The 12,244-nt window shown below is 49.5% G+C and carries 8 protein-coding genes; 5 read left to right on the top strand and 3 right to left on the bottom strand.

Annotation, left to right across the window (positions count from 1 at the left end):
• The first annotated feature begins 2 nt into the window (after positions 1-2).
• The 3 genes from GA0116948_RS15490 to GA0116948_RS15480 are packed head-to-tail and all read left to right on the top strand — an operon-like array spanning position 3 to position 3,528.
• Entirely contained in the window at positions 3-1,436 is a 1,434-nt protein-coding gene (locus GA0116948_RS15490; RefSeq protein WP_165798506.1) for a RagB/SusD family nutrient uptake outer membrane protein, read from the top strand.
• Positions 1,437-1,472: 36 nt separating this feature from the next.
• Positions 1,473-2,456 (top strand): cyanophycinase, encoded by a 984-nt coding sequence (locus GA0116948_RS15485; RefSeq protein WP_089713860.1) that lies wholly within the window; start codon positions 1,473-1,475, stop codon positions 2,454-2,456.
• A gap of 37 nt (positions 2,457-2,493) precedes the next feature.
• A complete protein-coding gene (locus GA0116948_RS15480; protein ID WP_089713858.1) occupies positions 2,494-3,528 on the top strand; it encodes a cyanophycinase in 1,035 nt (344 codons plus the stop codon).
• Positions 3,529-3,609: 81 nt separating this feature from the next.
• Here the strand turns inward: GA0116948_RS15480 and GA0116948_RS15475 are convergent, their stop codons facing one another.
• Entirely contained in the window at positions 3,610-6,927 is a 3,318-nt protein-coding gene (locus tag GA0116948_RS15475; RefSeq protein WP_089713857.1) for a methylmalonyl-CoA mutase family protein, read from the bottom strand.
• A 729-nt stretch (positions 6,928-7,656) separates the two neighbouring features.
• The gene (locus tag GA0116948_RS15470; protein WP_089713855.1) at positions 7,657-8,334 is read right to left on the bottom strand and encodes an NUDIX hydrolase; all 678 of its coding nucleotides are present in this window, start codon (positions 8,332-8,334) and stop codon (positions 7,657-7,659) included.
• Positions 8,335-8,582: 248 nt separating this feature from the next.
• On the opposite strand from GA0116948_RS15470, the gene ligA reads away from it, so the two are divergent.
• Entirely contained in the window at positions 8,583-10,688 is a 2,106-nt protein-coding gene (gene ligA, locus GA0116948_RS15465; protein WP_089714021.1) for an NAD-dependent DNA ligase LigA, read from the top strand.
• A 6-nt stretch (positions 10,689-10,694) separates the two neighbouring features.
• A complete protein-coding gene (locus tag GA0116948_RS15460) occupies positions 10,695-11,144 on the top strand; it encodes a nucleoside deaminase (protein WP_089713853.1) in 450 nt (149 codons plus the stop codon).
• Between the two features lie 56 nt (positions 11,145-11,200).
• Here the strand turns inward: GA0116948_RS15460 and GA0116948_RS15455 are convergent, their stop codons facing one another.
• A complete protein-coding gene (locus tag GA0116948_RS15455) occupies positions 11,201-12,088 on the bottom strand; it encodes an SPFH domain-containing protein (protein WP_240619230.1) in 888 nt (295 codons plus the stop codon).
• Between the last annotated feature and the right edge of the window lie 156 nt (positions 12,089-12,244).

The raw sequence follows: 12,244 nt of genomic DNA, 5'->3' as shown, positions 1-12,244 counted from the left end.
ACATGAAAAAAATATATTGGAGCTTGCTACTCCCGGCAATAGTACTAACAGCATGCAAGAAAGATTTTCTCCGGCAGCAATCGGCCACTGCTGTCAACGCCTCTACCGCTATTAACACCGTGAATGATCTGGCAGACGCGGTGAATGGCATGTACACGGCATCGAAAAACAGCAGTTTATTTGGAGTGAACGTGCCAGTCCTCGGCGACCTGCTGGCGGATAATATATTTATCAGCAGCTCCAATTACGGGCAACTAACCAGCGATAATAACTATACTTTTATCGCCACCAGCGGGGAGGCTAATGGCATTTGGCTGCAAGGCTACAATACCATATTGCAGGCCAATCGTATCATTGCCGCCCCCATCGCATCGACCCCCACGGTAGACCAGTTGAAGGGAGAGGCCTATGCTATCAGGGCATTGACCTATCTTACGCTCGTCAATTATTTTGCAAAGCCAAACACCATTAGCCCGGATGCAGACGGCGTACCCATTATCACCATACCTACTTATGAAACGGGGCCTTATATCAAGCCCGCGCGCAACAGCGTGAAGGAAGTGTACGACCGGGTTATAACAGACCTGGACAGCGCTTTCCTGATCCTTCCCAACACCCCCATCGCGGCCAACATTCACGCTACCAACTCCAATTACATCTCAAAATATGCGGCGAAGGCCATTGAAGCCCGTGCCTTCCTATACCGGGGCGATTATGCAAATGCCCAGGCAGCGGCGCTCTTGGTGGTAACGCAAGGCGGCTATACCCTTACCACAACCGCCAGCGCCTTTAAATCGTTCTGGACCAGTGCTACCGCCACAGATGGAAAGGTGGAAACCATTTTTGAGCTTAATAATAACACAACGGGTGCGGTAAGCGGACTGGCCGATTTTTTCTCCCAGGCCGGCAACGGGGAAATGCTGTGCACGAAGGAACTATATGACCTCTACACGCCCACTGATTTGCGGAAAGGCCTGATCGTAAACGGCATTCGTAAAGGCAACGGGCAGCCGGCCTTCCTGGTCAATAAATATCCCAATGCTTCTAACCCGGATAAGGATGAGATTAAGATTATCCGTTATGCAGAAGTGCTGCTCACGCTGGCAGAAAGTTACGCGCGCACAGGCGATGAGACCAGCGCACGCAACTACCTGAACCAACTGGCCACGGTACGCGATCCTTCTTTTACAGGTTATGTATCCTCCGGCCAGCAGTTGCTGGATGACATCGTGAATGAGCGGCGCAAAGAACTGGCCTTTGAAGGCCTGCGGCTATTCGATCTTTACCGGCTTAACCAGGTGATCTATCGCCCTGCGCAGCCTTACAGCTATCCGGGCTATCCAGAGGTATCGCTAACGGATATTAGGCGATTACAGCCTATACCGCAGAACGAGGTAGACGTGAATCCAAATATCAAACAAAACCCAGGCTATTAACCTCCTTTTGATATTATTCAACTTTAATAAAATGCCATGAAAAAATTAATTGTCTTTTATGCCCTGATAGCGATGTTCGGCTATCACATTTCGCGGGCCCAGTCATCGCCGGTCACCGTCAAAAAATCAACTACCCGCCATGGACCAGAAAAAGGATCGCTGATCATCATCGGTGGTGGCGGTTCTACGCCTGCTATATGGGCCAAATTTGTGGAACTGGCTGGTGGAAAAGAAAAGGCCAATATCGTTGTAGTGACTACCGCTACCGGCGATTCGGCCGAATTTAGCCAGAGCAGCATTCGTTCTATCAAGAAAAATACAGGCGTGGAGCATGTAACCCTCCTGCACACCGGTGATCTTGCGGTGGCTAACTCCGACCAGTTTGTAGCCGCTATTAACCACGCAACCGCCGTTTTCTTTGATGGCGGCCGTCAATGGCGGCCAGCACAGTCTTATCTCAATACTAAAGCACACCAGGCCTTTCTGGATTTACTGGATCGCGGGGGCGTGATTGCCGGAAGCTCGGCAGGCGCCTCCATCCAGGGATCTTTCCTGTGGCGCGGCGACACCGAAGGGGCGCAAGTGCTGATAGGTGATCATACGCAGGGATTAGGCTTCCTAAAAAACTCCGCGATCGATCAGCATTTGCTGACCCGTAACCGCCAGTTTGATCTCACCGATTTTATCCGCCAGGCGCCAGAGCTTATCGGCATTGGGCTGGAGCAGGCCACTGCGATATGGGTACATCGCGATACGCTGGAAGTGATCGGTAAATCATATGTAGCCATTTATGACTATAACACCATCATTGGCAATGGCGTAAAACATGTAGTGAAAGATAAGGAAGTATTCACAGCATCCTCCGGTCCTTTCTTCTTTCTACATGAGGGCCAGCGCTATGATCTGAAAAACCGCCAGGTGATTGAGCCTGTTCCAACAGCTACCACCCGCCCGCTGGCTATTGGTAAGGAGCATAGCGCAAAAGCAGCGGCAGCAGGTTCCGCAGCAGCAGACGACTAACCTACACTCATTTAATCAAGCCACAAACGACAAATCCATGAAAAATTATATTGTATCCCTGCTGTTCTTCACCGCCTTTACTAGCGCACGGGCCCAGGAAGCCACTACAGGCACTAAAGACACCGCCCAGGTGAAAAAGGCACTGACCCCCATTAAGGTTTACCCGGCTATCCGTATTGACCCTGCCGCCACCACCAAACACGGTCCCGAAAAAGGTTCCTTGCTGATCATCGGTGGCAACGTAGGCGACAATAAAGCCATCTGGGAAAAATTTACCGAACTGGCCGGCGGAAAAGATAAAGCCGTTATCGTGGTAATAACCACTGCCGTAGGCGATTCTGCCGCTTTCGATCAACGCGACGTAGAAACAGTAAAAAAACAAACTGGTATCCACAACGTGACGTTACTACATGCCAAGCAACTGAGCGAGGCAAACAGCGAGCGATTTATCGAGCCATTGAAACACGCTACAGGCGTATATTTTGTCGGAGGCAGGCAGTGGCGTATTGCCGACGCTTACCTGAATACGCTTGCCCATAAAGCATTTTTTGATGTGTTAGACCGGGGCGGTGTAATTGCCGGCAGCTCTGCTGGCGCCAGTATTCAAGGTTCTTTTCTTTGGAGAGGAGATACCAAAGGACCCCAGATATTAATAGGCGATCACACGCAGGGACTTGGCTTCCTTAAAAATTCGGCCATTGACCAACACCTACTGCGACGCAACCGCCAGTTTGATCTGGTGGAACTCATCAAGGAATCTCCCAAACTGATCGGACTGGGCCTCGACGAAGCCACCGCAGTGGTGGTACAGCGGGACACGCTGGAAGTGATCGGCGAATCCTTTGTAGGCATATACGACTACAATACCATCATTGGTGCCAACGACAAGCATGTGGTCAACAACCAGGAAGTGTATGCCAATGCCAATGGCCCGTTCTTCTTCTTACATGCCGGACAAAAATATGACCTGGCCAAACGTAAAGTGATCGAAGTACCGCGTGTACAACGTAACGGCAACAAGCCCTCCACCCCGGCAACAAGTACCGATGCCGATGGAGATCATGCACAATAAGTATAGAATCTGCTTTAAAGTAAAAGGGGCTATCTCATGAGTGATATGGGATAGCCCTTTTCATAATACCTTATCCAATCCCTACATATTGCGCCGGTACTGGCCACCCACTTCGTAGAGCGCATGCGTGATCTCTCCAAGACTACAATGTTTCACGGTTTCCATGAGCGCTTCAAAGAGGTTGCCATTGTTCACGGCCACCTGCTGTAACTGCCGCAGCATGTCCTGGCTTTTTGCGGCGTGTCGCTGACGGAAGGCTTGCAGCGTATGAATTTGAAAATCTTTCTCCTCACTGGTAGAGCGGATTACCTCTTGCGGAATGATGGTGGGCGATCCGTTTTTATTGAGGAAAGTATTGACGCCAATAATGGGATATTCACCGGTATGTTTCTGCGTTTCGTAATGCAAGCTTTCTTCCTGTATCTTATTGCGCTGGTACATGCGCTCCATAGCACCCAGCACACCACCCCGTTCTGTAATGCGGCGAAATTCCAGCAACACCGCTTCTTCCACCAGGTCTGTCAGTTCTTCAATGAAGAAAGCACCTTGTATCGGGTTTTCATTTTTGGCAGTCCCTAGTTCCCGGTTGATGATGAGCTGAATGGCCATAGCCCTTCGCACGCTTTCTTCTGTAGGCGTGGTGATCGCCTCGTCGTAGGCATTGGTGTGCAGGGAATTGCAGTTGTCATAGATCGCGTACAAGGCTTGCAACGTGGTGCGGATATCATTGAAGTCGATCTCCTGCGCATGCAGACTACGACCGGAGGTCTGGATATGGTACTTTAGTTTTTGCGAACGGTCGTTGCCTTTGTATTTATTACGGATAGCCTTAGCCCAGATGCGGCGCGCCACGCGGCCTATCACGGCATATTCAGGATCCATACCATTGCTGAAGAAAAAAGAAAGGTTGGGCGCAAAATCATCAATGTGCATGCCCCTGCTCAAGAAATATTCCACATAGGTGAAACCATTGGACAGTGTAAAGGCCAGCTGCGTAATCGGGTTAGCGCCCGCTTCGGCAATATGGTAACCGGAAATGCTCACAGAATAAAAGTTCCGCACTTTTTCACGGATGAAATATTCCTGCACATCGCCCATCAGCTTCAGGGCAAATTCGGTAGAGAAGATGCAGGTATTCTGCGCCTGGTCTTCCTTTAAAATGTCTGCCTGCACCGTACCCCGCACGGTACTGAGTGCATGGGCTTTGAGGGATGCATATACCGCCGGCTCCAGCACTTCATCGCCGGAAATACCCAGCAAACCCAGGCCCAGGCCATCATTGCCCGTTGGCAGGGCACCGCTGTAGCGGGGTAATGAATCCCCTTGAAAACGCTGCGCTATCAATGCCTGCACCTGGCCGGTGAGGTGGTTTTCCCGAATGTATTTTTCACATTGCTGGTCAATGGCGGCATGCATGAAAAAGGCCAGCAGTACCGGTGCCGGCCCGTTGATGGTCATAGACACAGAGGTCTTTGGATCACAGAGATCAAAACCGCTGTACAGTTTCTTGGCATCGTCTACGGTGGCAATGCTTACGCCGGAGTTGCCTATTTTCCCATAAATGTCCGGACGGATGGCAGGGTCTTCCCCATACAGCGTTACACTATCGAAGGCGGTAGACAGGCGCTTGGCCGGCTGGTCCAGCGATACATAATGAAACCGTTTGTTGGTACGTTCCGGGCCGCCTTCTCCGGCAAACATGCGGGTAGGGTCTTCGCCTTCGCGCTTCAGTGGAAACACGCCGGCAGTATATGGAAATTCTCCCGGCAAATTTTCTTTTAACTGCCAGCGCAGCAGATCGCCCCAATCTTTATAGACGGGAAGACTGATCTTCGGGATGCGGGTACCGGAAAGGCTTTCCACGAACAGGGGCAGCTTAATTTCCTTGTCGCGTACTTTAAATACGTAGTGATCTGCTTTGTATTGGGCCACGAGTTGGGGCCAATTAACAATAAGTTGCCGGCAATCCGGATGCAGTTGTTTTTCCACCTGCGCTTGTATCTCGCGCAGCGCTACATGCTCGGTTAATTTCAATACACCACTGAGTTGATACCATTGGGTGGCAAGGGCGCATTGTTCCTCCAGCCAGGCAGCGTCTTGTTCCAGCGCTTCCGCAATTTCTGCAAGGTAACGTACCCTTGCCGGCGGAATAATCTGAGAGCGCGTAATTGCCTTCGATCCAGCCGTAGTAGCGAATTCACCAAACCGTACACCTGTTTTTTCGGTTATCACCGTAAAAAGTTTTTCAAAAAGCTGGTTCACCCCCGCGTCATTAAATTGGGAGGCTATGGTACCGATCACGGGCAATTGCTCCTCCTTGGCAGTCCATAGACTGTGATTGCGTTTGTATTGTTTAGCCACGTCGTGCAGGGCATCGAGGGAGCCGGCTTTGTCGAATTTATTAATGGCAATCACATCGGCATAATCGAGCATGTTTATCTTTTCCAATTGGGAAGCCGCACCATATTCGGGTGTCATTACATACAGGGCCACATCGCAATAATCGGTGATGGCGGTATCGCTCTGCCCAATGCCGGATGTTTCAAGGATGATGCAATCAAAGGCTGCCAGCTTGCAGATGTCGATGGCTTCCTGAATATGCTCGCTGATCGCTTTATCGCTTTCCCGTGTAGCCAGGGAGCGCATATAGGCACGGGGGTGATGAATGGCGTTCATGCGGATGCGGTCGCCCAGCAAGGCGCCGCCTGTTTTTTTCTTGGATGGGTCTACCGATATTACGGCAACAGTTTTGTTGGTAAAACGGGAAAGAAACCTGCGCACCAATTCATCCGTTACACTACTCTTGCCCGCCCCACCAGTGCCGGTAATGCCTAGCACGGGAATGGTTTTGTTTCCTTTGTATTTATCCAATGAAAGCAGTTGATTATTTTCCGCCAGTGTAATGGCCTGGGCAATATGTTTAGCTTCTTTTCCCGGAAGGGTTTTCACGGTGCCGTTCACCGATGCTACCGTGGCAAAATCGCATTGTTGCACCAGGTCTTCTATCATGCCATCCAGGCCCATCTGGCGGCCATCATCCGGTGAGTATAGGCGGGTTATGCCATAAGCATGCAAAGCTGCAATTTCGTCCGGCAGGATGGTGCCGCCGCCACCGCCGAAAATTTTTATGTGGCCGCAACCTTTTTGTTGTAGCAGGTCGTACATGTATTTGAAAAATTCTACGTGGCCTCCTTGGTAAGAGGTTACGGCAATGCCCTGCGCGTCTTCCTGGATGGCGCAGTCTACAATATCTTCCGCAGCGCGGTTATGGCCCAGGTGAATAACTTCGGCGCCCTTGCTTTGCATAATACGGCGCATAATATTAATGGCGGCATCGTGGCCATCGAATAAAGCCGCGGCCGTAACCAGGCGCACCTGGTGTTTTGGTGTATAAGACATGAGCCTGTTGGTGAGTTAGCTAAAAGTGGTAACCATAACGTGGAGGTTCCTGCCACACAAGGTACAAAAGTTCAATGTATCGCAGCTATTGCAACGAAGCATTCGTAAGGAAAGAAATGCACCGAAACCAGTGCCAGCGCAGATGATAGCCATAGTTTAGCTTGGCATTGAGTCAATGCACAAAAAAATTCCCTTGCACGAGCCGCGCAAGGGAATCATCTAAAATAACGGTCACCAGTACATACTTAAAAGTATCCCATCTGGAATTTCATAACGTGGAATTATAATCAGCTATAGATTGAGAAAAAATTTAATCAAATTGAATGGAATATCTTTTATCAGGTCGAATGGTCACTTTATATAACTTCCTTAACAATACGATGCGTATATTTTACACAATCTTAACCTAAATAATTGTTAAAAACAAATTTTTAGTGCTTTTTATTTTTCGGCCCCATCCTCCCAAATGCTTATTAGTCGTAGGTTTGACACTTATTGTACCACTTGCGCAAAGCATTTGATCACCCAATGATTGTGGCTGCATGCCTTGCTACTAACAGCGCTTCGTTTACTAAACCGTTTTAGCGAATCCAACCCAAAAGGTCTTCAGAAAAGCAACTTCCTTCCCATGAAATGGTGAGCTGATGTTAAGGAATATATCACATAAATATTTTTTTTGTGGGTAGAAGCCCCATCTGTTAATGCTGCATTTTGGAACTTATAACCAGGTTACTCCGTGTGCCTTCCATAAAACTTGGCCGGCCGGTGCGATACATTGTGTTCTGCCTCATGCAGATCCACCAGCAAGTTCATGGCCAATACTTTTTTACGGAAATTGCGCCGGTCTAGTTTGTAGTCTAATACGGCTTCGTACAAGTCTTGCAATTCACGGAAAGAAAAACGCCGGGGCAACAAACGCAGGTCTGTCGGCTGTTCTAGCAATTTATGCTGCAAGCGGGTGCGGGCTGCTTCCAGGATAGCTGTATGGTCAAAAGCCAGGAGCGGGCATGCTTTCACCGGGAACCAGCGCAATCCTTTGCCTTCCGGTAGCGATACATTATTTTCCCGCAAGTGTACCAGCGTTACATAAGCCACACTGATAACCCGCTCGATTGGATGACGCTTTACACTGCCAAAGGCTTGCAGTTGTTCCAAATGCGGCAATACTATTCCCGCATGCTCCTGCAATACACGGTGGGCAGCTACATCTAACTCCTCCTCCATTTGTAAGGCCCCGCCCGGCAAGGTCCAGCGGCCCTCACAGCCCGGCAGTGTGCATGGCATGAGTAATACGTTTAACTGGTCTTGTTCAGACCCAAAGATTACGCAATCGACAGATACAGTTAGGCTGCAATAGGAATCCTGATGAGGGCGCTCCTGCTGGCCGGAAAGGTTGTAGGCAACCATATACGTGGAATTAAATAACGCGGAATGAAACTTAAGATACGTAAAAAATGATATAAAAGATCGTGTAAGAGATACAATGTACCCGCTTTCATTTGAAAAGATAGCGATTGCAACTGTAATCCATGTATTGACTATAATGATAGCCGCTAGCCCCTTACCCCAGCCACTGGCGCAGGTTGCACAAAACAAAGCGCTTATACATAGTACATTATACACGGTACATGGTACATTTTTTTACCTTTACAAATATGTACACTAAAGACATCGCACTCGAACTCTCTGCTCTCGCCAAGTCGCTGCTGGTGCAAGTGGCCGCGCAGGATACCGGGGAGCTGGACGTTACCCTGGAAGGCCTTCGCCGGGTGATCCGTTATAACGATTACCGCTACTATATTCAAAGTGACCCGGTGCTGAGCGACTATGAATACGATCAGCTCTATGCTTGGCTTAGAAAACTGGAATCGGAGCATCCGGACAAGATAAGCCCCGACTCACCCACCCAGCGCGTAGCGCAGGGCCTCACGGCGTCTTTCCCCACGGTTCAGCACCTGGTCCCCATGCTTAGCCTGGAAAACTCCTATAACGCAGACGACCTGCTGGACTGGGATCGCAAAGCGCGCGAAGCCAGCGGGCTGGAAGCGATTGAGTATTGTGTGGAACCCAAGTTCGACGGTGCCAGCATTTCCTTGATTTATGAAAACGATCTGCTGGTACGCGGTGCCACCAGGGGCGATGGCGTAGCGGGCGACGATATTACGGTTAATATTAAACAGATCCGTTCCGTGCCACTCTCCGCACCTTTTTCGCAGTATGGTATCCACACCATTGAAGTGCGGGGCGAGGCCATGATCAACAAAGAAACGTTCAAGGCCTTTAATGAGCAACGTATAGCCGAAGGCCTGCCCCTACTGGCCAATCCTCGTAATGCCGCCTCCGGCTCGCTCCGCATGGTAGATCCCCGCGAAGTGGCCAAACGCGGACTCGAAGTGTTCCTCTATCACATGAGCTATCATACCATGGAACCCGGCCTGCCGGAACCCGTGGAAATACAAACCCACAGCAACACGCTGGACCTCCTGAACCAACTGGGCCTGCGCAGCCCCGCCAAGGAAAAACGGGTACTCACCGGCATACAGGCCGTCATTGATTATGTACTGGCCTTTGAACAAGACCGCGACAAACTGCCTTATGAAATAGATGGGATGGTGGTGAAGGTAAATGACTACGCCCTGCAAGACCGGTTAGGCATGACCACCCACCATCCCCGCTGGGCTATTGCCTATAAGTTCAAAGCCCGCCAGGCCACCAGCCGCCTGCTTCATGTAGAATTCCAGGTAGGCCGTACCGGCGCCGTTACGCCGGTGGCCAAAATAGACCCGGTTGCAATTGGGGGCGTAACAGTAGCTTCTATTTCCCTGCATAATGAAGATATGATCCGGGAAAAGGATGTGAAGATCGGCGATATGGTATTGGTAGAAAGAGCGGGTGATGTGATCCCTTACCTGGTAGCCTCCCTCCCCGATCTTCGTACCGGCAACGAAAAAGACATTGTATTCCCCACCCATTGCCCAGTATGCCACGACCCGCTATTCAAGCCGGAAGGGGAAAGCGTATGGCGCTGCATTAATATCAATTGCGAAGCACAGGTGGTAGAACGCATTATCCACTTTGTGAGCAAAGACGCCATGGACATCCGCAGCCTGGGCGATAGTAACGTACGCAAATTTTTTAGCCTGCACCTGCTAAAAGATATTCCGGGTATTTATGAACTAGACTTTTCACAGCTAGCCACGCTGGAAGGATTTGGCAAAAAATCGCTGACCAATCTGAAGGCAGCTATTGAGACATCCAAGACGCAACCGCTGCACCGGCTCATCTACGGATTAGGCATTCGCTACGTGGGCGAAACCACTGCCAAAACACTGGCCAACAGTGTGTCACATCTGCTGGATCTTAAAGGACGCACGGAAGCAGAATTACTTACCCTGGAAGATATAGGACCCAAAGTAGTGGGCAGTATCTTGCAGTTTTTCCAAAACGAAGACAACGTACAGATGCTGGAAAAGCTGGAACGGCAGGGCGTTTCCCTGGTTAATACCAAAAGCGCCGCGCCGGTAGAGGGTAACCTGAACGGGCAAACGTTTTTATTTACCGGCACCCTGGCTAAACTGAAACGTGCCGATGCAGAAGCCATGGTGGAAGCAGAGGGCGGCAAACTGCTGGGCAATGTAAGTAGCAAACTTAATTACCTGGTGGTAGGGGAAGACGCTGGCAGCAAATTGGAAAAAGCAAAAAAAATAAATACCGTTCGCATTTTAACGGAAGATGAATTTATTCTCCTCCTTCATAAATAATACTGCATGACCGACGAATTTTTTATGCAACAGGCCATGCGCGAGGCCCGCAAAGCTTTCGACGATGGAGAAGTACCCATCGGAGCCGTGGTGGTGGCCAATAACCAGGTGATAGGCCGGGGGTACAACCAGGTAGAAAAACTAAACGATTGTACTGCCCATGCAGAGATGATTGCGCTTACCGCCGCGTTCAATTACCTGGGTAGTAAATACCTCATGGATGCCACGTTATTCGTAACACTGGAACCCTGCCTCATGTGTGCAGGCGCACTGTACTGGAGCAAAATAGGCCGCATTGTGTATGCTGCAGCCGATGAAAAAAACAGCTATCGCCGCAGTACAGGTGGTCACAATCCCTTCCATCCCAAAACCAAACTGGAAACAGGGCCTTGTACGGAGGAAAGCCTGCAACTCATTAAAACATTTTTCTTGCAACGCCGCAACGGTAGCATGTAAAGCAGAAAGCCCAGGCGTAGTAGCCCGGGCTTTCTGCTTTACATGCTATAATAATGTTATGCCTTACCTTGATTAGCTGCATGGAGCTTGTTCATACCCATGAGTTGTTTCATAGTATGGTCCATGCTTTCAGAAGAACCATCCAGGAAGATCACATTACCTTTAGAGTTTTCAGAAAAATGTTTAATGGCTTCCGTCCACATGGAGAATAGTATTACGGAAGTGTCAAGATCTGCCGCCTGCATTTCCTTGGCTGCCACGCTCATACCTTTTGCCACCTCTTCGCGGAAGAGGGCCACACCCTGACCACGTAGCTGGGCTGCCTGTCTTTCCGCTTCTGCAGCGATTTTGATGGCATTGCCTTCTGCTTCTGCAGATTTGGTTTTGGTGATCAGCAAGGCCTGGCCTTCATTTTCGGCAGCGGCCTTCAGGTTGTTCGACGCCACTACCTGCGCCATAGAGCGCATAATCGCTTCATCAAACGTAATATCATTCATCTGCAAGTCTTGCAGATGATATCCCCATTCTTCCAAGCCACGGTCTATTTGCTCCTTTACATGCTCCGTGATGTCGCGGCGCAGGCTCAGTACTTCCGCCTGTCTTTTAGTGGCTACAAAACCACGGATAGACCCTTCAATAGTGCGGATCAGGGCCTGCATAAAACTTCTTTCATCCACAAATTTGAAGGCCACGTTCTTAATGGTTTCTTCTTCTTTGTTGAGTACAGAATACAGCAGCATGGCTTTAAAATACACATTGGCCTGGTCAAGTGTAATCGCCTGAAATTCCAGCTCCACGGAACGGTTCTGGATGGAAATGCGTTTATACACTTTTTCTACAAACGGTATCTTGAAAGTAAGACCAGGCGATAATACCCGCTGGTACTTTCCAAATACAGTCGTAACAGCAATGGTTCCTTGCTGAACGGCAACAAAACTACTCATTATCACTAAAACAGCGATAACTAACAGAACGATGAGGTAAACTGGCATAATGTAAATGGAATTTAGGATTTCACTATAAAAGTAATAAAATCCTAATCCATTTAGCTGGTAATAAAAAACTGGATGTTCCAAACAATTGAGAGAGGCCGGATAAGT

The organism is Chitinophaga costaii, from assembly GCF_900094705.1.
Taxonomy (GTDB): Bacteria; Bacteroidota; Bacteroidia; order Chitinophagales; family Chitinophagaceae; genus Chitinophaga; species Chitinophaga costaii.
Note: the sequence above shows the minus strand (reverse complement) of the source record. Positions and strands in the feature narration are given on the sequence as shown.